Source organism: Paraburkholderia phenazinium, assembly GCF_900100735.1.
Lineage (GTDB): Bacteria > Pseudomonadota > Gammaproteobacteria > Burkholderiales > Burkholderiaceae > Paraburkholderia > Paraburkholderia phenazinia.
In genome coordinates this window covers 22,367-45,595 of record NZ_FNCJ01000026.1, presented here as the reverse complement: position 1 = coordinate 45,595, position 23,229 = coordinate 22,367, and the positions used below count along the sequence as shown (strand labels likewise).

At 61.0% G+C, this 23,229-nt stretch carries 19 protein-coding genes and 2 riboswitches; of the genes, 8 read left to right on the top strand and 11 right to left on the bottom strand.

The features are described from left to right. Nucleotides 1-4: 4 nt before the first annotated feature. Entirely contained in the window at nt 5-865 is an 861-nt protein-coding gene (gene cyoA, locus BLQ92_RS35150) for a ubiquinol oxidase subunit II (protein ID WP_425194942.1), read from the bottom strand. A 338-nt stretch (nt 866-1,203) separates the two neighbouring features. Here cyoA and BLQ92_RS35145 point away from each other — a divergent pair, with 338 nt between their 5' ends. Continuing rightward, complete coding sequence (locus tag BLQ92_RS35145) at nt 1,204-2,598, top strand: aminotransferase-like domain-containing protein (protein ID WP_090694316.1); 1,395 nt, start codon at nt 1,204-1,206, stop codon at nt 2,596-2,598. Nucleotides 2,599-2,608: 10 nt separating this feature from the next. Here the strand turns inward: BLQ92_RS35145 and BLQ92_RS35140 are convergent, their stop codons facing one another. Continuing rightward, nucleotides 2,609-3,388: an SGNH/GDSL hydrolase family protein gene (locus BLQ92_RS35140; RefSeq protein ID WP_143016734.1), complete on the bottom strand. Its 780-nt coding sequence runs from the start codon at nt 3,386-3,388 to the stop codon at nt 2,609-2,611. Nucleotides 3,389-3,800: 412 nt separating this feature from the next. Here BLQ92_RS35140 and BLQ92_RS35135 point away from each other — a divergent pair, with 412 nt between their 5' ends. Both BLQ92_RS35135 and BLQ92_RS35130 read left to right on the top strand, forming a co-directional pair. Beyond that, a complete protein-coding gene (locus BLQ92_RS35135) occupies nt 3,801-4,184 on the top strand; it encodes a hypothetical protein (protein WP_244106326.1) in 384 nt (127 codons plus the stop codon). A 124-nt stretch (nt 4,185-4,308) separates the two neighbouring features. Further along, nucleotides 4,309-4,512: a hypothetical protein gene (locus BLQ92_RS35130; protein ID WP_090694308.1), complete on the top strand. Its 204-nt coding sequence runs from the start codon at nt 4,309-4,311 to the stop codon at nt 4,510-4,512. Between the two features lie 102 nt (nt 4,513-4,614). On the opposite strand, the gene BLQ92_RS35125 is transcribed toward BLQ92_RS35130, so the two are convergent. After that, nucleotides 4,615-6,039, bottom strand: a complete 1,425-nt coding sequence (locus BLQ92_RS35125; protein ID WP_090694304.1) for a carotenoid oxygenase family protein — start codon at nt 6,037-6,039, stop codon at nt 4,615-4,617. Between the two features lie 193 nt (nt 6,040-6,232). Here BLQ92_RS35125 and BLQ92_RS35120 point away from each other — a divergent pair, with 193 nt between their 5' ends. Continuing rightward, nucleotides 6,233-6,910 carry a TetR/AcrR family transcriptional regulator gene (locus BLQ92_RS35120; protein WP_244106325.1) on the top strand — a complete coding sequence of 226 codons (678 nt, stop codon included), beginning with the start codon at nt 6,233-6,235 and terminating at the stop codon, nt 6,908-6,910. 268 nt (nt 6,911-7,178) lie between these two features. After that, nucleotides 7,179-8,711 carry a trypsin-like peptidase domain-containing protein gene (locus BLQ92_RS35115; RefSeq protein ID WP_090694295.1) on the top strand — a complete coding sequence of 511 codons (1,533 nt, stop codon included), beginning with the start codon at nt 7,179-7,181 and terminating at the stop codon, nt 8,709-8,711. 97 nt (nt 8,712-8,808) lie between these two features. Here BLQ92_RS35115 and mntP read toward each other — a convergent pair whose 3' ends face one another. Then, a complete protein-coding gene (mntP, locus tag BLQ92_RS35110) occupies nt 8,809-9,378 on the bottom strand; it encodes a manganese efflux pump MntP (protein WP_090694291.1) in 570 nt (189 codons plus the stop codon). Nucleotides 9,379-9,390: 12 nt separating this feature from the next. Beyond that, nucleotides 9,391-9,555, bottom strand: a riboswitch (yybP-ykoY riboswitch). Nucleotides 9,556-9,635: 80 nt separating this feature from the next. Further along, nucleotides 9,636-9,818, top strand: a riboswitch (yybP-ykoY riboswitch). Between the two features lie 13 nt (nt 9,819-9,831). Here mntP and BLQ92_RS35105 point away from each other — a divergent pair. From BLQ92_RS35105 to BLQ92_RS35095, 3 genes are all read left to right on the top strand, one after another. Further along, a complete protein-coding gene (locus tag BLQ92_RS35105) occupies nt 9,832-10,422 on the top strand; it encodes a TMEM165/GDT1 family protein (protein WP_090694288.1) in 591 nt (196 codons plus the stop codon). A 191-nt stretch (nt 10,423-10,613) separates the two neighbouring features. Next, on the top strand, nt 10,614-12,011 hold the full coding sequence (locus tag BLQ92_RS35100; RefSeq protein WP_090694284.1) for a PQQ-dependent sugar dehydrogenase: 1,398 nt from the start codon (nt 10,614-10,616) through the stop codon (nt 12,009-12,011). 12 nt (nt 12,012-12,023) lie between these two features. Further along, a complete protein-coding gene (locus BLQ92_RS35095; protein ID WP_090694279.1) occupies nt 12,024-13,880 on the top strand; it encodes a beta-galactosidase in 1,857 nt (618 codons plus the stop codon). A 47-nt stretch (nt 13,881-13,927) separates the two neighbouring features. On the opposite strand, the gene BLQ92_RS35090 is transcribed toward BLQ92_RS35095, so the two are convergent. The 7 genes from BLQ92_RS35090 to BLQ92_RS35060 form a co-directional block, all read right to left on the bottom strand. After that, complete coding sequence (locus tag BLQ92_RS35090) at nt 13,928-15,889, bottom strand: alpha-galactosidase (RefSeq protein ID WP_090694275.1); 1,962 nt, start codon at nt 15,887-15,889, stop codon at nt 13,928-13,930. A 72-nt stretch (nt 15,890-15,961) separates the two neighbouring features. Next, on the bottom strand, nt 15,962-17,260 hold the full coding sequence (locus BLQ92_RS35085) for a TAXI family TRAP transporter solute-binding subunit (protein WP_244106324.1): 1,299 nt from the start codon (nt 17,258-17,260) through the stop codon (nt 15,962-15,964). Between the two features lie 133 nt (nt 17,261-17,393). Continuing rightward, the gene (locus BLQ92_RS35080) at nt 17,394-18,155 is read right to left on the bottom strand and encodes a bestrophin-like domain (protein ID WP_090694267.1); all 762 of its coding nucleotides are present in this window, start codon (nt 18,153-18,155) and stop codon (nt 17,394-17,396) included. 7 nt (nt 18,156-18,162) lie between these two features. Continuing rightward, nucleotides 18,163-18,747 (bottom strand): PqiC family protein, encoded by a 585-nt coding sequence (locus BLQ92_RS35075; protein WP_090694262.1) that lies wholly within the window; start codon nt 18,745-18,747, stop codon nt 18,163-18,165. Beyond that, nucleotides 18,747-20,384: a PqiB family protein gene (locus tag BLQ92_RS35070; protein ID WP_090694259.1), complete on the bottom strand. Its 1,638-nt coding sequence runs from the start codon at nt 20,382-20,384 to the stop codon at nt 18,747-18,749. Before BLQ92_RS35070 ends, BLQ92_RS35075 begins: the two co-directional genes overlap by 1 nt. Continuing rightward, on the bottom strand, nt 20,377-21,687 hold the full coding sequence (locus BLQ92_RS35065; protein WP_090694256.1) for a paraquat-inducible protein A: 1,311 nt from the start codon (nt 21,685-21,687) through the stop codon (nt 20,377-20,379). Before BLQ92_RS35065 ends, BLQ92_RS35070 begins: the two co-directional genes overlap by 8 nt. After that, the gene (locus BLQ92_RS35060; protein WP_090694252.1) at nt 21,684-23,228 is read right to left on the bottom strand and encodes an efflux transporter outer membrane subunit; all 1,545 of its coding nucleotides are present in this window, start codon (nt 23,226-23,228) and stop codon (nt 21,684-21,686) included. The genes BLQ92_RS35065 and BLQ92_RS35060 overlap by 4 nt, the downstream gene beginning before the upstream one ends. Between the last annotated feature and the right edge of the window lies 1 nt (nt 23,229).

Here is a 23,229-nt window from a genome sequence, read left to right as displayed (position 1 = left end):
TTGGCTACTCCACAGCCTGTTTGACAGGCGATTGGGCTCCGGTACGTGCAATCGATAACGCCGTATTGGCGGCCTCGCAGACCGGACTGCGGTCCGAAGCGGGCATGTAGTGACTGACGACGTCGTTGAAAAGATCTGGGGCAACGTGCGCATAGACCGTCACCGGATTCTTCTGACTAGGTGTGGCCAGTGCCTCATAGGTCGCGCGGTCCAACGACAATCGCGACTGCTTCGCGCGTGCAATCCATGCGTCGAAGTCGGCGCGGCTGGTCGCGATGGTGTCGAAGTGCATGTCCGAGAAGCCCGGACCGCTAAACGCCGACGACCGCCCCGCATAGACGCCGGGACTGTCGGCAATCAGGTTCAACTGGGTATGCATGCCTGACATCGCGTAGATCTGCGTGCCGAGTTGCGGAATGAAGAACGAGTTCATCAGCGATTCGGCGGTCAGGTCGAACGAGATCGGTGTGCCTACCGGAATCGCGAGTTGATTGACCGAAGCCACGCCGTAATCCGGATAGATGAACAGCCACTTCCAGTTCAGCGCAACCACTTCGACGCGCACCGGTTTGGTCTGCGACTCGATGGGCCGCGATGGATCGAGACTGTGCGTGGTGCGCCAGATCACCAGACCGAGGATGATCACGATCACGCAGGGAATCGTCCAGACAACGACTTCGATGGCGGTGGAGTGCGCCCATTTGGGCGCGTAGGTCGCGTGGGTATTCGACGCACGGTAGCGCCACGCGAAGTACAAGGTCAGCAGAATGACCGGGATAACGACCAACAGCATGAGACCCAATGCCAGCAGGATCAGGTTCTTCTCCTGCATGCCGATATCGCCCTTGGGATCGAACAAGGCCATGCTGCATCCGCTAAGCAAGCCGGATGCGCCGAGCGCAACAACACGGCCCGCGGCCATGCAATACCGTCTGAGCGGTTGGGATTGATTGGGAGCACTCGACCCGATGAAAGGGGTTCTTCTACACAAACCTGGATTGCGCATGTCATGTACCTTGGTTGCCGGCAACACCCTCCATGCATGTATCCCGCCCGGCGAATCATCGGACTCGCAACACGGCGCACCTCGCCGTCGCAGCTTCCCCGACTTGCCTACAAGCGCTACCATGTATGGATTTACGTTCCGTTGCGGGGATCGTAAAGCGAGACAATATCCATACAACTGCGACAAAATGACGCGAAATGAAACCCATACATGATCCATACAACGACGAGAAATGGATCGCCGGATTTGCCGCTGAGGGCGGGCCGCGCTACCTGCAGATCGTCAAGGCACTCGAACGCGCGATCGCCGACGGATCGTTGCAGGCGGGCGATCGCCTGCCGCCGCAACGCCGGCTGGCGGAGATGCTAAACATCGATTTGACGACGGTGACGCGCGGCTTTGCAGAGGCGCGGCAGCGTCAACTAATCGAGGCGCGCGGCACGCTCGGCACGTTCGTCGCCGCACCCAAGGTGGAGTTGACGCAGAGTGTGGACCTCAGCATGAACATTCCGCCTCCACCTGCGGACGTCGATATGGAAGCGCTGCTGCGGCAAGGCATGTCGCAGGTTTTGATGCGGACCGACACCGACCTGCTGATGACCTATCACCTGGGTGGCGGAAGTCACGCCGATCGTAGCGCCTGGGCGCAATGGCTCAAGCCGATGCTCGGGCGCATCGATATCGAGCGGGTCGTCACCTGTCCTGGCGCACAAGCCGCCCTCGCCGCGTTGATTCTGGCGCTGACGCAACCCGGCGATGTCATTCTGATGGAACCGCTCGTGTATCCCGGACTGCCGCTGGCGGCCGAGCAGCTGGGGCGGCGAGTCGAGACGGTTGCAGTCGACGAATTTGGAATGCGACCGGACTCGCTGGAAGAGGCTTGTCGAAAACACAACGCGCGCCTGATCTACCTAAACCCGACGCTGCAGAATCCGACCACCCGGACCATGCCCGAGCAGCGCCGTCTCGAGATCGTGAAGGTAGCGGCGCGCTGGAATGCCAGGATCATCGAAGACGATCCGTACTGGCTGTTTGCCGGGCATGCACCGCCGCCGCTCGCACGCCTGATGCCGGAGCAGGTCTACTACGTATCGACGCTATCGAAATGCCTGTCGCCGGGGCTGCGTACGGCTTTTGTGGTGTTGCCCGACACGCAGGCCCAGCACGGCTTCCTGTCGGCACTGCGCACCTTCTCGTTAACGTCGCCATTGACGAGCACACTGGTCACGCAGTGGATCCACGATGGCTCTGCGGCTCAGTTATTGGCCGGCGTTCAGACTGAAGCACGCGTGCGTCAGCGGATGGTGAGCGGGACCTTCTCAGGTTCGACGAATTCGCCTGAAGACCACGGCATTCACGCGTGGCTCACGCTGCCGAGCTATTGGCGGGCCTTGGACCTCGCCGCGGCAGCACGCGGTGACGGTCTGGTGATAGCGCCGTCCGCAGCGTTTCATAGCGGACGCAATCCGCCCAACGCAATACGCGTTTCACTGGGCGGATGCCGCAGTCGTGCGGAACTTGAAGCCGCCCTGAGAAAGCTTTCCGGGTTGCTGGCCCAGAAGCCACCGGTTCAACGCGAGCTGGTGATCTAGGTACAGTGAATCAGATCCGGCCTGGGAACTTGAGCGAGAGAGCCGCACGGAATTTCTCCGCAATCCGCAGAAAGCCTTCCGGCGTGGGATGCAATTCGTTCGCCCACTCGTTCGCTGCCAGCGTTCCTTGCGTATCGACACACACGGCATTGGGGACGGTCGCGCAAAGCGCCTGGAGACGCTGCTTGAACTCGATCAGTATTTGCCGCACGATGTCCGAGCCATCCGCCAGCCCGGTCCATCCCCGGTCATCAAGCGACGGCTTCAACCAGGGCCCCACGGACGGACATACGCCAATCCCGGTTGGAATTGCAAAGTCATAGGCATGCACCAGCAGCAGCGCTTGCGGAGCATACTGCTGGCGAATTTGCGCGAGGTCCGCGTAGCCCGCGAGCACAACGCCGAGGATATCGGCGAGTAATTCGTGATTCACACCACCGCGCGGATCCCCTTGCGCCGCGCCGGCATCCCGCAGCCAAAAGCGAAACTGGTTACCAACCAGATCGTCGCCGCCGCCAGAGAACATGATGAAATCGATCGGCCCATTCAGCGGGTTCTTGAGCGCGGCAATGAGACGGTTCCTTTTTTCGACGCCTAGTAGAGCGGTCGTCGCGGCGCCTACATAAGCGAGCTTAAGGATGATCGGCCTGGGAACGCCGATGTCAGCCAAGCTGTCCCTGACGTCCTTAGGGTCAAGCAAGGGAAGCGGGTAGTCAAACCAGGAGTCGCCATCCGCTACGCCAATCAGCGGTTTAGTGCCGCCAACAAACGCGCGCGCAGCGTTGGCCACGGCCGCTTGATGCTCGGCCTCACGCCGCGCCAGTTCGTCCTGCAGCGCCTTCTGACTTCTCGCATACACATCGACTTCTGATTCCACTTAGTTTTCCTTATGGTCTTGCGAATCGTTACGATCCGCTTACACTGCATCGTCGCACGTGTTGCCCCTGATCCGCAAATGCCAGTTTCGCCATCTAACACGTGACCGCCTGAACCTCCCTGCTCGTTGCAACCGAAAGGAAAACGTCAGAAAAACCGCTAATGCGGCGATGCTTTGTAAGCGTCTGCCACATTGCGAGTATCGCGCCAATCCGCGCGGGGCCATTGGTAGAAGCCCCATCAGGCGGTCGATCGCGCAAGACTCAAGGATCGGCGCCTGCGAGCCGTTATAGGAGTTGTAACCACGAAAGCCCAGGGGAGAGACCATGAACAGCAATGAGCAACTCAGACGCGAGTTCTATACGAACAGCCCCTCCTATTGCAGGGTGATGGGCGTCGTCTCGGCCGTAACCTTCGGTCTTTACCGGGTGGAAGGCGGCGGAACAGTCGGTCTGCTTTCCGTCCGTTGGGAAAATCTGGGTAATGAGGTCGTACCGCAGTTGCACGCCTACTTCGACAGCTGGCGCGTGCTTGCTTCGTTCTCGGACGTGCTCGCCCGCATGAGTGAAGTCGCCGGAGCGCCTTGCTCTCCCGAGGCCTTCTGCCAGATCCTGCTGGATTGCGGATTCGTCCATCACGCCGAACCGGGATCGGGTGAGGGCATTCTATTGTCCCGGCAACAAGACCCGGTTCAGGGAAAGGGAGCTTGAGTGCGCGAGGTCCTTTGGCTCAGGTAGTACGTCCTGCTTTTAGCGAGTCGCCCCGCAAGGAGTGGGTTGCCGGCGGCTCGATCAGTCACGAAACATCAGTTTTAAAACGAAGGAAATTGTAATCATGTCAGTAACGGTTCGCGTCGAGTTTCAGTATTGCCAGCATGGCAAGAAAGGGGTTAAAACAGGAAACGACCTTGTAAACGTCTCGGAGAATACCAACAGCGCGATCCTCGCTGTGCTGCGGCTCCTGCATCCGCATTGGGAGTCGCTCAAGGTGCTCTCCGCGTCTGTTGAGACGCCGTCAACGACGGCTTCGGACGAGTAACGGAATGATTGTTGAGGGGTTGGTTGCGCCTTAAGGGGCGCTGCATTGGCAACGCGGCCCCTCACCCGAGTGGAGCTGGCGGACAACCAGGCGTTGCAGCACTCAACCTAAAGCATTCCGCCAGTTGCCATGAAACCCCGCAGGCACGCGATGGGACAAATGCGCCAAGGCAATTGGACCCGCAGCGATGTCGGCGGCATCGAATACCGCAAGATCGCTGCGGTTCTGATTGCCACGCCAGATCACGCTTAACAACCAGCCATCTCCTTCCAGCGCGTCGGCGTGGCGCTCGACAAAGATCGCCTCGCTGCAGTAGTCGCCAATCTCCGGCAGCCATTCGGCTGTACGCCCAGTGATCAGGTCGATGTGAGCGATTCCCCCACGCGCAGCCCCACCCTTGACGCCTTCAGTCACCGGAGCCGAATTAAAGTAGCCGTGTCTGTACTGCGACATGGCGAACCGCTCATCCAGGCGCGGAAATTCGCCGGGCCTGTCATCTAGCAGTTGTTCGGTGAAGCTCGCCGTGTTGCCGGTCGGGTCGAACGTCCACCGCACCAGTCGCGCGTCCGGCGACTCGTTGCTCACCGGCGAGCCGTCGGGCCTCGGGAACAACGGTGGAACATCGTATTTCATCATGTCGCAGACGATCTGCTTGCCGTCGTCGAATGCGTTCATGGCATGGAAAACAAAACAAGGCTCGCCGGTGAACCAACGTATGTCAGCAGCAGTTCCGTCGCGCGGCAACACGCCAATATGCGTGCCCTTATCGGGCTCCCATGCATAAGGCGGCAGTTGGTTCGTTGCCCGCTCCATTGAACCGGTCAGCGGGAAGATCGGAAAGATGATGTGCGTCCGGGTCACGACAAAGTCATGGACCATGCTCGGGAACGGCGCGTCGAGATGCACGCTACGCTGCAGTCGTCCCTCGCGATCGGCCACATGAAGCATGAGATCGCTGGTAAAGCGGCCGCTTGCTGCATAGGCGAAAAAAATCAACTCGCCGGTAACGGGATCGTATTTAGGGTGCGCCGTCATCGCACCCGGCAGCTTGTCCTCGAAACGATGGTATCCGCGTGGCTCAAGCGTGACCGGATCCACCTCAAACGGAGCGTGCGCCTCCTCGAGTGCCAGCAGCCGATTGCCGTGCCAGATGACATTGGTATTGGCCACGGTGGAATTGAGTTCGAGCAAGGCCGGGTCTGTCAGGTGCCGGTGGGACAGCGAACCGGACATGCCCTCTCCGTTCGCGTTCTCCATGAACCATTTAGGTGTGCGAACCCAACGGTTGCGGTACGAGACACGTCCCTCGTCAAAATGAAATGCGTGCAGCATGCCGTCGCCCGAGAACCAATGATGCGGACGCCCTCGCGGCGCGAACTGCGGGTTCGGCCCGTTACGGTATAGCGTGCCGCGCAGCGCCTTTGGCACCTCACCGGTTACGGGCAGATTGGGCGCGTCGCATTCCATGTGAATCGGCTCGTAGTAGCCAATCAGGAAAGGGTCGTCGGTCGGAAAAGGCAACGCCATCGAAATCTCCAGGTTTCGCTCGAACAGACCGCTCCTGTGGCATGCGGCCCAATGTTTCCAGTGGAAAGATTTTGACTTGGCCAACAAACACGGTCAAGATATTTTTCCATTGTAAAAATCAATCGAGCCGTTGGCTGCCATCATGCAGAAGAAGACTCCAGCAGAAGAAGCGACGCCGTCCGGAACGCGCCGCATGGCGAAACAACAAACGCCGGCTCGGCCTTATCACCATGGTTCGCTGCCCGACGCGCTATTGCAGGCAGCCGAAACCGTCCTGCGGCGCGACGGCCTACGCGGCCTCACGCTGCGAGCGATTGCCCGCGAAGCGGGTGTATCGCACACGGCACCCCAGCATCATTTCGGCGACACGGCGGGTGTCCTTAGCGAACTCGCGGCGAGCGGCCACCGGCGTCTGGCTGCCGCCATGAGCGATCATGCGCACGGCATGCCACATGGGAAGGCGCACAGTAAAGCGACCGCGCGCGGCTATATCGACTTTGCCGTGGACAATCCGGATCTGTTCCGCCTGATGTCGCGAAACGAGTTGCTGGATCCGGAACGACCGTCACTGGTGGAAGCCCGGCGGATGTCGGCGCGTGGCCTCGCCGGCGTCTTCGATCCGGCGCCGCACGAAGCATCCGCCACAGACGATGTGTTTGCCGAACTCAGCGCCTCGCAGGCGGTGGCGATGACTGCTGTGTGGGCATACGTCCACGGACTCGCATCGTTGCTCATCGACAACCGTCTCACACGCCTCGCGGCCGCGGACGATGCGTTTCGTGATCCGCATGAACTCGTCGACGCCGTCATCGAGCAGACGGAGATTTTGCCGAGCGGCGGTTCAGTGCTAGCGGCGGATGGCAAGCGCTAGGCTGCTGTCGGTTTAGCATCGCGGCAACAGATACGCTGTCACGCACACGTCATCGTTTCGGGTCGTGTGCAGCACCTCGCTATGCTGGTCGCATCGGCACCCAGGATTAGCACTCCCTGCATTTTTCCTGCCGCTCTTCTATAAATCAGTGTAGGGGAGGGCCGCGCATGTTCACACCGGCGCATTCGCTGCGCTGGATGTGTCTATCTGTCGATCGGCCCACATTACAAGCCCACCCTTGGCATTTCGATCGCCATGGAGGTGCACTGTGTTTCACCAGACTCGTGCCTGCACGTTGCTCTATGCTGCGCTGATCGCGGCAGTTCTCTCTGGCTACCCACGCCTGCAGCCGAAGGCAAACGCCGCGGCCGTGGCTGCGCCGCCTGCTAAGGAAAATCGGGTATCCCCATCCGTCGACTTCCCTACCATCGTGGAGCGATACGGGCCCGCCGTGGTGCATATCAGCACAGTCAGCGCGGCGGTGCCCGGCGCAGCGGCGTCGAGCACCGCAGCGTCCGGCGCAGCGGCATCCGGCGCGACGGCGCCTGATCAGCAAGCGTCGACACCCGCCCTCGCGGAAATCGATGCTGACGATCCCCTACTCGCCTTCGTCAAGCACGCGGCATCGGATTCACAACCGTCTCAAGGTGGTTCGGCGCGCGCCATCACAGGCACCGGCTCCGGTTTTATCGTTAGCCCTGACGGCCTCATCCTGACCACTGCTCATGTGGTGGATCAAGCCGACGAAGTGACGGTAAGGTTGACCGATCGCCGCGAGTTCAAGGCAAAGGTGTTGGCAGTCGACATCCCCAGCGACGTCGCGGTCATTCAGATCGATGCCACCAAGCTCCCGACCGTCAAGCTTGGCGACTCGTCACGAGTGCGCGTCGGCGAGTCGGTCCTCGCGATCGGCTCGCCCGACAGCTTCGCGAACACCGTCGCCGCCGGCATTGTCAGCGCGACATCTCGCACGCTCCAGGACGGCAGCAATTTTCCCTTCTTTCAAACCGATCTCGCCGCCGACCCGAACAATTCAGGCGGCCCCCTGTTCAACCGTGCCGGCGAGGTGGTCGGTATCGACGTGCAGATTTACGCGGCCCTGGACAGGTCCCCCAGCCTTGCCTTTGCCATCCCGATCAACGTGGCGGCCAAGGTACGCTCGCAGGTACTGGCCGCGCAAACGCCGCCCTCTCCCGGCGGCCTCGGCGTGGAGGTACAGGATGTCGGCCCTGGCCTCGCCGTGGCTTTTGGCCTGCCGCACCCGGCAGGCGCACTGGTCAATTCCGTCGTGCCCGGCACATCGGCCGCCGCGAGCGGCGTCAAACCAGGTGATGTGATCATCCGGATCGGCGACAAGGCGATCGATCGTTCGGCCGAACTCGGCGAGGACGCGGCGGGTTTGCCGTCTGGGACGAAAACCACGCTCAGGCTGATCCGCAATCACCGGGCGATGACCATCCCGGTCACGCTCGGCGCGTCTACGGAAAGCCCTAAAGATAGCCCCATGGCGCGGCCGAGCGAGGCCAGCGCAAGAGGAGACCGGCTGGGTTTGAGCATGCATCCGCTGAATGAGGACGAACGGCGCACCAGCGATCTCGCGGTCGGTTTGATGGTGGACAGCGTAGATGGTCCGGCGGCAAGCGCCGGCATCCAGCCCGGCGATATCATCCTGTCGCTCAATGACACGCTAGTCGAAACGCAGGCGGACGTGACCGCGCTGGAAGCGAAGGCTGGGAAACAGGTGGCCGTGCTGATCCAGCGTAATCACGCGCGCAGTTTTGTTTCTGTCGAGGTGCGATGACACGTCAGACGTCGAGGGCGTTTTCGAGCGCGAAGCAGACTTGCAAAGCTCCGATGCGACACATCCGCACCGTTAGCGGGTCGTCGTTCAGCGTCGCTTAGCCGAAGATGTTCAGGTGCTCAGCCAGTATAGTGCTGCCGATTCCGATCAGCACGACGCCACCCGCCATCTCTGCTCGCCGACCCACGACCCGGCCAAGAACACGACCAAGCATGACACCGATAGTGACCATCACCATGGTGGCCAGACCAATGGCTGCTGCCGTCGAATAGATGTTGACGTCGACAAAGGCGAGCCCCGCGCCGACCGCCAGCGCATCGATACTCGTGGCGAAGCCAGTCACTGCGAGCAACCAGAATGAATGGGTTGCCGGCTTCGTCTCTTCGACCTCCTTAGCAGTCAGGCCGTTGATAACCGCGCGAGCGCCAAGGATGAACAGCAACGTGAACGCGATCCAGTGGTCCCACGCGGAGACGTGTTGAGCTGCTGCATTGCCCAGCAACCATCCGAGCAAGGGGGTCAGCGCTTCGATAACGCCGAAGATCAATCCCGTTCTGATGGCTTCGCCCCAGTGAGGACGATGAAGCGCGGCGCCTTTGCCGATTGCGGCCGCAAAGGCATCGGTCGACATGGCGAAAGCAAGGAATAGTGTCGCGACAGGATTCATGAGAGCAGGAACTCGAGGCCGGGCGGAAAACCATGACACACCGCCGTGCCCGACCGGTCCCGTGGTGTGTCGATGGTCTCGCCAACCAAACGGCTGCCTGCGCCACGGTCTGTACGACCGAGAATGTTGACGCAGGCGCTTCCAGACGGAAGCCGGCTACTCCCCAAAGACAGCGGCGAGCATATCACGGAAGAAAGGCTTTTGTAATGCAGGCAATCTGGCGACTTGCTTCCGTCACGCATAGCGGGATAAAATCGCGCCTGCTCATTGGGGAGTAGCCGCCTCGAACGCGATGTTCGAGGGCGCACGTCAACATACTTGGCGAGTCGAAAGACTCTCCATGGCGCGCGCAGCTAAATGCCTGGCAAGACCGATGACACGCATTCCGACCTAACCGGGTCGCCGGAATGCGCGTCATCGCGTTCTATCAGCGCGGCCCGGGTACAACATCCCATGCAATCCTTCCTCGTTTCAACCAGTGTTGTCGGCCTCGCCGAGATTGGCGACAAAACGCAACTGCTGTCCCTCGTGCTGGCTGCGCGATACCGCAAACCCATCCCCATCGTGCTTGGTGTGCTTGCCGCGACACTCATCAACCATGGCGCATCTGGCGCGCTAGGCGTGTGGCTCGCGAGTATTCTGAGCCCCAACATCCTGAATTGGGCAGTCGTCGTCTCGTTTGCCGTCATGGCCGTGTGGATTCTCATTCCCGACAAGCTGGACGACGCCGATACGGTATTGACGAAAAATTCCATGGGTGTCTTCGGTACCACCGTCGTAACGTTCTTTCTTGCCGAAATGGGCGACAAGACTCAAATCGTTACCATCGCTTTGGCCGCGCGATTTCACGAATTCTTCGGCGTCGTCGCGGGCACGACGTTGGGCATGATGCTGGCGAACGTGCCGGTCATCTATCTTGGACACAAGTTCGCCGACCGCTTGCCGACGAAGGCCGTTCACATCCTTGCTGCCATCATCTTTGTCGTACTCGGCGCACTCGCGGTGAGAACGGCGCTCTATCCGGCGGCCCATCCGATGCTTTAACACGGCTTGTTGCCTCCGGACGCATGCCGTTGCCTCGGAGATTGCGCCTTATCGCAAGCACTGCCCTCGTGTCGACTCGGCGAGCCGACCGGTGCTTTCCGCCGTAGAATTGAATGGGTAGCTCATCCACCCAAGGTGGGTCATGCTGTTATCCGGTACCGTATCGTTGGGCGAACACAGCCGGAGACGCGATGCTATCCATACAGTCATTCCGCTACGCGCTCGTCCTGAGCGTCGTTTTTGCCGGTCTTGGCGCTGGTGGCAACGCCGCAGCCCAGGTGTCCCCAACCGTCAGGCTCGCATCCGCATCTACGCCTAGCGACCCTGGGAGTTGGCGTCATGCCGCCCCAGGTGTCGTGCATCACTTCACGCTGGCCGATTTGCCCGCACCCTACAGCACGACTTCGACCGCAAACGGTCCGCAAGTGGTGAAGCAGCCGGCCAATGCTTCGTTGTCGGTTCCGCCGGGGTTCAAGGTCACGCTGTTCGCAACGGGTCTGTCGAATCCCCGCATCGTGCGTGTCGCACCCAACGGCGATATCTTTGTCGCGGAGACGGCCGCGGATCGCATCCGGGTATTGCGCGCTGCTGACGGAGCGGATACGCCATCCGAGATGCAGGTTTTTGCCGATGGGTTGGACCGGCCTTTCGGGATCGCCTTTTATCCTCCGGGAAACCATCCGCAATGGATCTATGTGGCGAACAACAACTCGATCGTTCGTTTTCCGTATCGCAGTGGAGACCTCAAGGCGAGCGGCACGGCGCAGGTCGTCGTGCCACGTTTGACGGAAAGCGGGGGCGGTCATAGCACGCGCGACGTGGCCTTTTCGCTGGATGGCAAGCGCATGTTCGTTTCCGTCGGTTCCGGGTCGGACGCCGCCGAAGACATGAGCAAAAAGAGTCCCGAAGACATCGCTCGTTGGGACGCCGAACACGGACGGGGTGCGGCATGGGGCGCTGAAACCAATCGCGCCGACATTCTCGTGACGGACCCCGAAGGCCATCAACCTCTCCACACCTTTGCGACGGGCATTCGCAATGGCGTAGGCATCGCGGTGGATCCGGATACGGACGAGTTGTGGACTTCGACGAACGAGCGCGACGGTCTCGGCGACGATCTCGTACCGGATTACGTCACCCGCGTGAAAGCAGGTGGATTCTACGGTTGGCCCTGGTTCTACATGGGCGGCCACGAAGATCCTCGCCACGTCGGCGAGCGCCCTGACCTTGCCGGGCGGGCACTCAACCCCGATGTTTTACTGCAGTCGCACTCGGCCCCATTGGAGATATGCTTCTATACCGCGACGACGGGTGTAGCAGCGTTTCCCACCGAATATCGCGGCGACGTTTTCGTGGCTTTCCACGGTTCATGGAATCGAACTTCACGCACCGGCTACAAGGTGGTGCGGGTGCGTCTTGAGCACGGCGTTCCGACCGGCGAGTACGTGGACTTTCTCACCGGCTTCGTGTTGAACGAGCGTAGCGCCTGGGGCAGACCCGTGGGCGTCGCTGTTGCCCACGACGGAGCGCTGCTTGTGACCGAGGACGGCAATGGCACACTGTGGCGCGTGTCGTATGCCGGTCATTAGTGTGAGCGCACCGTGAACCTCCGACGCGGCCGCACCTTCTCTTTCAGCTCTGACGGCGAACACTTCCTGCTCGACGGCGAGCCGTTCCAGATTCGCAGCGGCGAAATGCACCCGGCCCGCATCCCGCGCGAGTATTGGCAACACCGAATCAGGATGGCCAAGGCGATGGGGATGAACTGCATCGCCTTATACATCATGTGGAATTACCATGAGACGCGGCGGGGCGTGTTCGATTTCCACAGCGGCAACCGCGATATCGATGCCTTCATCCGGCTGTGCCAGTCCGAAGGAATGTGGGTGCTGCTGCGTCCCGGTCCTTACGTCTGCGCCGAATGGGATCTGGGAGGCCTGCCCTCTTACCTGTTGAGCGATCCGGACGTCCAGTTGAGGACCGACTCGGCCACCGATTCTCGCTACATGGCGGCGGTGGCGCGCTACATCGAGGAACTGGTCCCGCGTATCAAGCCGTTGCTGATCCAGCACGGCGGACCGATCCTGATGATACAGATCGAAAATGAACTCGGTTCATACGCGAGCAATCCGGCTTACCTCGAAGAGCTCAGGCAGCTTTGGCTCAAAGGAGGCGTAACGGGGCCGTTCTACACCGAAGACGGCCTCCCGCAACTCGAGCGTAATCGCACCACCGTAACCGGCGGCGCGATCGCATTGAGCAATGGCGACGCGGCACAGATCGCAACCGTGCGCCGAAAATTCCCCGCGGTGCCCGCGATGGCCGGCGAGGTGTACCCAAGGTGGCTCACCCATTGGGGCGAAGCGGGTTTCGCAGGGAGGAACTACGACCTCGCCCGCATCTTGAGCACGTTCATGCAGTCGAAGCGGTCGTTCAATTTGTATGTCATTCACGGCGGCACGAGCTTTGGCTTTTACGCCGGCGCGAACGTGGATGATTCAGGCAACTATCAGCCCGACATCACCAGCTACGACTATTCGGCGCCGATCAGTGAACAGGGCGTGGCGACGCCGAAGTACATGAAGTACCGCGACATCATCGCCGGCTACCTGCCTGCGCCCTTGCCCGCTATACCCGACGGCATCGCCACGCTCGAACGCACTGGCATCGATGCCTTGATGCCAACGCTCTACGCCTCGATCTGGGACAACCTGCCCGCGGCACTGCCGCAGGAACAGTACGTCGATCCGCAGTCCTTTGAAAGCTATGGTCAGGCGTTTGGCTTCGTGCTGTACCGCAAGCAGTTGCAAGAGCACGCAAGCGGTATGCTGGACATCAGCAGTGTTCACGACTATGCAACCGTTTTCGTCGACGAACACTACGCGGGTGGCGTCTCGAGAGCGCAAATGCCACCGGAGTACGCGCAGCCGCTCCGCGTGATGCACCGCGCACCGCTCGCCGTTCCATTGACATTGCCAGAGCACGAGTCGAACCTGGCTGGCGCGGTATCGTTAGAGATCCTCGTGGAGGGCATGGGGCGGGTCAATTTCGGCCCCGCGATTGTCGATCGCAAAGGACTGCTGGAACCGGTCAGGATGAAAAACGCCGACGGGTCCTTCTCCATCCTCAAGGGCTGGGAAGTCTTCCTGCTGCCAATGGACGACACATTTATCGCCAACTTGAAGAGAAGCTGCGCGAACCCGCTGAAGCCCGGACTGTTTTTCAAGGCCAGCTTGCTGCTGGATGAAGTCGGCGACACCTGGCTCGACATGAGCAACTGGACCAAGGGCGTCGTCTGGGTCAACGGGCACAATCTGGGACGCTACTGGAATATCGGTCCGCAAAGGCGCTTGTATTGCCCCGCGCCGTGGCTCATGCAAGGTGACAACGAGGTACTTGTCTTCGACTTGCACCAGACCGAAGCGACGCCGGTGGAACTGGCGGATACGCTGTCTTAGCGCGAACCCCATATGCCGATGCCAGGCCTGCGGCCACATCCACTCCACTACTCCGCTTCAACGATCGGCAACAGTTCCAGCGTCAGCACTTCGAACGGCGCAAGCTGCACTTCCTGCGTCAGATCGGCGTTTAGTACTGCCGGAATATCGGAAGCCCCTTCGCGCCAAATGCTGCGCGAATCGAATCGCCCGACCGCCACAGCCGGCAACTCCAGTTGCCGCCGCAGATCCAGCACGAAGCGTTGCGCGCGGCTGTCCGGATTGCGCAGCGTCACGATCGCCTTGTGCGGCGCCCACGCGGCCCAACCGTAGACCTCTTGCCGGTCCGGTACTCCGCCGATCCAATGGCTGTCGCGCAGGACGTCGCCGTTTTCGCGGGCCCATCTGGCGGCGTCCGCGAGCACATCCCAGTCGTACTGGGTGAGCAGCGCCGGCGTAATGTATAGCTCCTGCAATTGCGTGCCGCTCCCGAAATAGGAACGCACCTCATTGGCGAAATCATCACCCGTCGCCGTGTTCAGGCGCGGATTGCACTGCGCGTAGAGGATGCCGTGCAGCATCAGCGAATTGAGCGGGAAGAGCGGACTGCGCAGCACGACGTTGCGATACGTCTGCGCGTCGCGATACGTGATCCAGCGCTCGCGGTGAGTGCCGGTTCCCGCCAGATCGTCGTCCTTGCCGCCGCGCCAGATTGAGTCTGCGTAGCGTAGCCAGAACGGCGAAGGATGCGTGCCCGTGGTGAGATTGATGAAGGTATCGGGTTTGGCGGCGCGGATGTGCTCGATGAGCTGGATCGCTGCGTCCCAATCGCTATCGAAGAGGCTGCCGGGAAACACCCGGTCGGCGTTGCCTGTACCGTCGAACTTGAACTGGTTTACACCATCGTCATCGAGCAAGGCCATCACGACTTCATGAAAGCGTCGATAGTATCTCGGCCCCGAAAGTGCGAGGCCGTTATCGATAACCTCATATCCAGCGGCACGGCCTCGCGTTACGCGCTCGTGTTTCGGTGCTCCGTAGCCACCCCACGGGGACAACCATACGCCGGGCGCGGCTCCGTATCGTGCCGCAGCGTTGCGCAGCGCAACGAAGCCTTGCGGAAAATCCTTGCTGAAATGCCAGCCACCGCTAAGGTCGTCCCAGCCATCGTCGAACAGAAACGAATCGACCTGCACTCCGCGCGCGTCGTGCAACTCGCGGCCGATTGCTTCGATGCGCTCCAGCGCTTGCTCCTGCGTGTACGGCGTGAGGTAGCCGATGTCGCCCCAACTGTTGTAGTGCAGAAACGGACGATATGGGTGAGCCCGCTCTCGTTCCAGATAGGTGGCGAAGTCGCGCCGCAACTGGCCGTCGCGCACTACGCCGGCCACGGCGGAGTAGACCAGTGTCCTGTTCTGCTCCAGCGGCAACGCCCGTTGCAAAGTCAACCTGACGCGCTCGCCGTCCACATGGCTTTCCGCTAGCGGAAGCTCGAAACCTAGATAGAAGTTGCCCGCGATGACAGGCGTGCCCTTCAGTTCGCTGCTGGCCTGTGCGCCAGCAGCACGCGTCTCCAGCAATGAAACGACGGCGATATCTTCGTCCCGAAGAAGCGCCGTAATCGCTAGCTGTTCGCGTAGGTATCGCGAGCCCTCGCGCTGCTCCACGCTCCATTCCACCTTTAGACGGCCTTGGGCGTCGGTGAGTGTGGTACTCACGCGCCGGCCTGCGATGCGTTCGGCGAGGCGTGACGCGCGGGGGTTGGGTGCCAAAGCGGTTTCGTTCACCGGCGCCATGACCTTCAGCTCGGCCAGACCCACGGCAGTTCCGTCAGCGAGCCATAGCGCGAACGGTGCGATGATCGGCAGCGTGCGTTTCCCCGCGTAATCGATCAGTGAGAAATCCGCGAGGTGTTCGTCATTGACCGTCCAGCGCAACGCAATTGCGTCGTTACCGAATGAGTAGTCATCACCCGTCGTCTGGAACACGGGCATGCTGGCTTGCGTGGGCAAAGCATCGTTGGCGCGCATGGAGAGGCCTGTCTCGGGCAGGAGGAATTCCAATAGAGTATCGGCAACGGCCAAAACAATCTCGTCGCCCAGCTATTCTTTCACGTTGGCCGCCACCTGGAAAATCCGCTCCCGTACGATCGCAATCGCCTGCTTGAGGGCGTAAACATCCTGGAGATATCGCTGCGGCAGCCGTATCTCGCTGGCATGTGCATCAATGTTTTCGATCTCGTCGCGCCATTGCTCAATCTGGTTCGGGGTGGGTTGCCGGTTCCTCCATATTTCATCTTCCAGCGCTTTGATCTCGCGATACCAAACCACGAGCCGCTTTTTTATCCGGGCCTCCGCCATGCGCGGCAATGCCTGCAGCAAGCCGATCAGTACGGCCATGAAAGGGACCAGGATCAAGAGGCGCCTTTCGATAAAACTGGCCAGCCAGAACGGAAGATAGCGCTGCAGGAAGGGGCGCCCCGATTTGAAGTAGCGCGTGCTTTCGTCGGAAATCGGAAATTCCTCGGTGTTCAGGTTCGGAAACGTGCCAAGCGGCGTGAAGTAGTCTTCACCACCATGGACAGTCTTGGCCGCTTCCAGTAGCAGGTAGACGAGAGCCGGGTGCAGGGTGTCTTTGGACACGAGCAGAGCGGTAGCAGCCAGCAGCGTGACATCAGCCTGCGGAAGATCGTTGACGATGCTGGTCGAGGCGCGCGGGAAAACAATCTTCGAGAGCGACGGGAATTTCTGCACCAGGGCATCGGCCTGGGCAAAACTCATGAGCTTCAGATTGCTGTTCAGCAGCGTTCGCTGCATCTCGGCATCCGGTCTGCCGATAAAGAAGGCAGCATCCAGATGGCCCTCTTCGAGGGCTTGATATGCCTTCGCTGCATCCATTTCCAGCAGCGTGGTATTGCTGCTGGTGATGCCGCTATAAGCGAGCAATACCTGGGAAACGTTCAGCAGGCCGCTGCCGGCAACGCCAATAGAGACCCTTTTGCCGCGCAGTTGCGCCAGCCGGTCGACGATGGCATCGCCACGATAAAACACCCAGATCGGCTCATAGGACACGGAAGCAATGGTCTGCAGGCCGTCTGTTTCTTTCGGACGGGTGGTACCCGACTGGATAAAGCCCACTTCGTATTCGCTGTCTGGATTCTTCAGCCGCTCATAATTTTCGATCGAACCGGACGAGCTGCGGATATCGAGCTTGATGCCGTCGCGCTTCAGGAGGGGCGCATAGCGATCGGCAAAGCCGCGATAGATACCCTTGTCCGCTCCGGTTGTGATGACGATCGTGCGCTGAATGGCTGGCTTGAGTATTGCCGCCAGCGCCCATCCTAGCGCGGCCACCAGCAGGATCGATCCAATCACGAGAAGCAGCCAGCGCCTCGGTGTCATGGGGGCTTTCTGACTACGATGAAGTACCGGGTTGTGCCTGGGCATTGTTCGGATTCTCTCTTCAGGCGTCTCACACGCGTTAAGCCAATCTTACGATACCAGATTGTCTTATCGCGCCTCACACGGAAGACGCCTACCGCCCAAGGATGGCCAACGCGTCGCGCATCGGCGCCAGCGAGAGTCCAATCATTCCGTCGAGCGGCGTGTTCAACTCGAGGATCAGAAAAATCGCCCCAGAAGTGGAGAGTGCACCGAGAAACAGCGCTCCGATGACAGTCCCGTTCGACGGGGTGAACAGGCCGAAAGCGCCGAAAATAATCGACAGCCACAACACCAGGGCGACCAGCAGCGGCAAGGGCACTGAGCCCTGCGCTTGTAACAGCGCCAGCCAACGCACTGCCAATACCTCATCGGCAATCTGGATAGCACTGGCCTTCAGGTGTCCCTGCTCTTCGCTGTGCGGCGAAAGTTCTTCGAGCTTACGCTGCAGACCCTCCACCCGGGTGCTTGCTTCCTCGCTGCCGAGTCTTGCTACTTGCACAGGGTCATGGGAAGCGAGTATCTGTATCGACGTGCCGTAACTCTGCTTGATCAGACCGCGAACTTCCTGCGTCTCGGGTCCGTATCGGGCCAGCACGCGATCGAGCCGGATAACACTCGCGGCATTGCGCACCAGTTCGCCGTTTACCGTATCGAAGGAGGATTTCGCCGATGAGATCAGCAAGCCAAGGACCAGCGCAGCCATCGTCGCGATCAGGCCAATCGTCAGTTTGACGACGCCGATCGATTCCTCGCCAAGATGTTGCTCAGGTAACAGGGTGCGGAGATACAAGCCCAATAACGCGCTGCCGAATACGCATGTAAACACGATGAAGGCGACGACAACGTGGTTCACCCGTGCCTCACTTCGTCGCACTGCTGTGAATCGCTCCAGCGATGTCGCGGCTAACCGCATCGAGCGCGCGGCTATAGGCCGCCGCAAGCGCCCCGGCATCCGCTGCCGTGCAGGGCTCGCGCGCCATGCTCCGCCCGGGCAACGAAACGCCTTTGGGCGGTGACACCGACCATAGCGCCTCGACGGTAGCCGCGTCGCCTGGCGCCCCGTCGAAGCGCTGAATGTCGATGCGCACGCGATACGCCGCTGCGGTATCGTCAGCCTGGCCACTCACCGATACTCGCGCGCCTGGCAGATACTGCGCAAGGTCGGCGGCAACCACGCGCGGAATCTGGCTTTTCAGCGAATCGGCCCAGCGCGAGTATTCATCAAGCTTGACCTGGTTGTCACTCACTCGAATCACGAACTGGGGCCGGTCAACGAGATCCGGCACGGTGACCGACGTCACCACGACACTGATCGCGCGAGCCGCGTAGGCATCTTGCTGTCCGTTGGCCGCGTCCAACGTGTAGAAGCTGGCGGTGGGCGACGTGCTGCAAGCGCCTAGCATGCCGAGCGTCAGCGCTGTAACGAGAGACACGAGAGTGCGCATCACTTTTTATCCTCCGGCTTGCCGCGGATCAGCGCCTCTGGATGACGTTCGAGGTAGTCCGCCAAAGTGCGGAAGGCCGCCGCGGTCCGCGTGAGTTCGCGCATGGCATCGGCGGTACTCTGCGAAAGCGACGAGTCAGGCTGGAGTGCGGAGTTCGCCGAACTGAGCGCGCTCTGGGCGGCAGCCATGGTGTCGTGGGCCTGCGGCAGGACCTCCGTACTCAACTGCTTGAGGAGCAGATCCGCGTCGGCCAGCGTCTTTTGGGCATTGTTGCCGATACCCTCGAATGGAATCTTGTTGAGCTTCGCGACCAGGGTTGTGATCGAATCCTGCAGCGATTGCAGTCCACCCGGCACAGTAGGCAGTTCCGGTGGGTTGGCGCTCCAGTCCACGTTCGCCTTCTGCGCGTTGGGGAAGAAATCGAGGGCAACATACAACTGCCCGGTCAGCAGATTGCCGGTTTTCAACTGTCCACGCAAACCGTGCGCGACCAGTTGGTCCGTCAATTGGCGTCGACTTGCGAGATCCGAAGTGAGTCGCCCTCCGCCTCCGCCCGACTTGAATCGCGACGTGAAGCGCTCCGGATAGAGGCGTACCTCAACCGGAATACTGAAACGCTGGGTGACAGGATCGAAGCGGGTATAGATCGCCGATACCTCGCCCACCACGATGCCGCGAAAATCGAGCGGCGCACCGACCGCCAGGCCTCGGACGGACTCGTTGAAATTGAACACGTAGGTATCGACAATATTGTCGTGGCGCTTCATCGCCTCGCCGCGGTCCCGGAACAGCGTGAATTCCGTCTGTACCGCAGCCTCGGGTTGATCGGGTTGAGCGTTCGCTTCATCCGGCGTCTGGAATGCCAGGCCGCCGATCAGGATGGCCACCAGCGATTGCGTGTTGACCTTGATGCCATTGGTATCCAGCGAGACGTCGACACCGCTCGCCTGCCAGAAGCGCGAATTGTCTTTGACGTACTTGTCGTAGGGAGCGTTGATAAAGACGTGCATTGTCACGCCCTTGCCGTCATCGTCGAGCCGATACGACGTGACCTGCCCGACTTGCAGGCGTCTGAAGAACACCGGCGAGCCGACATCGAGCGAGCCCATATCGTCGCCCTTGAGCACAAACTCCCGTCCTGGCACTCCGCTGGCAAAAACCGGCGGCGCCTCGAGTCCGACGAAGTCGCTGCGCGACTTCGTCGAATTGCCGATGTCCATACCAATGAACGAGCCGGACAACAACGTGCCGATACCCGAAACCGTGCCGCCGGAAATACGCGGACGCACGACCCAGAAGCGCGTATCGTCCACCAGCATGTCCGAGGCGTCTTTGGCGAGTTCGGCGGTAGCCACGACGCGTGTATGATCGCGCGACAAGGTCACCGCCTTGACCACGCCAATGTCCACGTTCTTGAACTTGATCTTGGTCTTACCGGCTTCCAGGCCTTCGCCAGTCACGAAGCTGATGGTGATCGTCGGCCCCTTCTCCAGCACCGCCTTGACGGCAAGCCAGCCACCTATCAGCACCGCGATCAGCGGCACCAGCCAGACCAGTTGCAAGCGCCAGCGCGAGCGCGGTGTAACGAGCGCCTCAGGAACGTCTGGCTGATCGGGCCGCTCAGGAGGTCTAGCCATGAGTTGTCTCCGCCTTGTCCCAGATCAGGCGCGGGTCAAACGACATAGCGGCGAACATCGTCAGTACGACGACCGAACCGAAGGCAATCGCAGCGGGCCCCGCCTGAATCGTCGCGAGCCCCTGGAACTGCACCAGCGCGACCAGAATCGTGATGACGTAGATATCGAGCATCGACCAGCGCCCAACCAGTTCCACCAGCCGGTAGATGCGTGCTCGCTGTTGCGGGACCCAGCTCGAGCGGCTCTGAGCGCACACCACCAGAAACACCAGCGCGAGAATCTTGAGCATCGGCACCGCCACGCTCGCGATAAACACCACAATAGCGAGCGGCCATGAGCCGGAGGTCCACAGGTAGACCACACCGCTCATGATGGTGTCCTTTTCGCTGCCGAACAGCGAACTGGTATTCATGACCGGCAGCAGATTGGCCGGTATGTAGAGAACCATTGCGGCGAGCAGAAACGCCCACGTCCGCGAGATGCTGTTGGGCTTGCGCGTGTGAACGTGTCCACCGCAGCGCGGGCAGACCGCATCGTGCCGATCCGCCGCGAACCTCATAAGCAGCCCGCAACTGTGGCAGGTAGCCAGACCGCTGGCCATGGCTGTAGATGCATCGGGTGTCACAGGTATGCTTCTTTCGGGGAAAACAGGCTTGCCCCCCGCTTGGGCCGCGCGCGTGCGCGCCCAGACTTCCTGTGAATCGAATGCCGCGCTTGCGGCAGCGAGCAATAGCATGAGCGCGCCGAACGACCAGAGCGCCGTACCTGGCACCACGCTCGCAATGTGGGCCAGCTTGACCAGCGCGACCAGCATGCCGAGGATCAATACTTCAGTCATCCCCCATGGGCGCGCCAGTTGCAGGAGGCGAAACACCAGGTCGGTGCGGTATGGCGCGCGGCCAACCCGCAACGGCAGTAACAGGTAGGTCATGCTGGCCATTTGCAGCACAGGCATCACAAAGGTTGTCGCCAACACAAGCCCGGCTAACGGCCACATGCCATCGTCGTAAAGCACACGCGCCGCGCCGAGCAAGGTCGTCTCGACCAGCGTCCCATTGACCTGCAGACCCACGATCGGAAACGCATTGCCGACCACAAACAGGACCATCGAGGCGAGCGTAAAAGCCAGCGCGCGATCGAGGCTGTTCGGATGGCTGCGGGACAATTCGGCATTGCATCGGCAACAGCGCAACACACCGTTAGGCGGCAGCGGCAACTCGCGCTGCAACAGATCGCATTCGTGACAGGCTATCAGGCGTCCATTGGGCGTTGTCACGTTCGTCTCGCTACTCGTGGCGTTCATTTCGGCAGCCCCGCAACCGATTGTTCCGCTTTGGGGCCAACCTTGGGTTCGGCCCTGGGCTCGATCGCACCGTGCTGATCGCCCTGCTGCCCACCTTGTTGCCCTCCTTGCGGCGGCGCGTCCTTATGCGTCATCTGCTCGGCCGTCACCACCCAGCCACCGCCCATCGCCTTGTAAAGCGCCACCACCGACTCGTACACGAGGCCATTGGTCTGCGTATAGCTGAGTTGGGCGTTGAAGAGACTGCGCTCGGCATCCAGCACTTCGATGTAGCTCGTATAACCGCCCTCGAAACGCAGTCGTGCCAGCCGCGCGTATGTACGGAGCGAGTCGACCTCACGGCCTAAAACGACGAGCTGCTCGCGCGACTTCTGCAGCGCGATGAGCGCATCGTCGACTTCCTGGAAGGCTGTCTGGATGGATTCCTGGTACTGGAACAGCGCCTGCTGTTGCTGTGCTTCCGCCTGCTTGACCTGCCCGCTGATGCTGCCGGCGGTGAAAATCGGCACGCTCACCGAACCGGCAAACGCCCAGACCCGCGCTGGCCCCGTGAACAGCTTCGAGAAGTCGGTGCTCACCGAACCGAATAACCCTGTCAATGAGATCGATGGGAAATACAGCGCACGAGCCGCACCGATCAACGCGTTCGCGGCCACGAGGTTCTGCTCGGCCTGCAGTACGTCCGGGCGGCGTTCGAGCAGATCCGATGGCAAGCCCGCCGGCACAGCCGGGATCGCCAGATCGGAGACTTGCCGCCCGCGCAGAATGTCGCCCGGATTGCGACCGAGCAACACCGAGAGCGCGTCTTCCTGCTGCGCGATCTGCACCTCGAGCTGCGGAATCGTGGCAAGCGATGCCTCGTATTCCGACTGGCTCTGCGAGAGCTCCATTTGCGAGACGTCGCCACCGCCGAAACGCAGCGTAAACACGTGCACCGATTCCGCCCGGCTGGAGGTGGTCTCCTTCGCAATCACAAGCTGCTGATCGAGGTCGCGCAGGTTGATGTAGGCCGTCGCGACCGAGGCCACCAGCGACAAGATGGTCGCGCGGCGGCCCTCCTCGGTCGCCAGCAGGGCGGCGCGCGCAGATTCTGTCTCACGCCGCACCCTGCCGAACACGTCGATTTCCCATGCGGCCGACAGCGTCGGCTGGAACTGGTTGTAGATGGGCGAAACGCCCGCCGGCAACGGCACCGCGCCATCTTGCGACGCACGCTGGCGCGCTGCGTCGAAGCCCGCACTCAGTTGGGGAAACAGTCCCGAACGGGTCGTGACAAATTGACCCAAAAACTGATCCACACGCGCAGCGGCGACCTTCACGTCCTTGTTATTGGCCAGCGCCTCAGCAATCAGATCGTTCAGCACCGGATCCTGGAACTGCTCCCACCACGCCGTGTTGGCCACGTCGGCAGCCTCTGCTGAACTGAAGCGGTAGTTGGCCGGTATCTCGACGGTGGGGCGCACATAGTTGGGGCCGAGCAGACAGCCGCCCAATCCCAGCACGACCGGTACCAGCAGTGGCAAGAACGCAGCGCGGCGCATG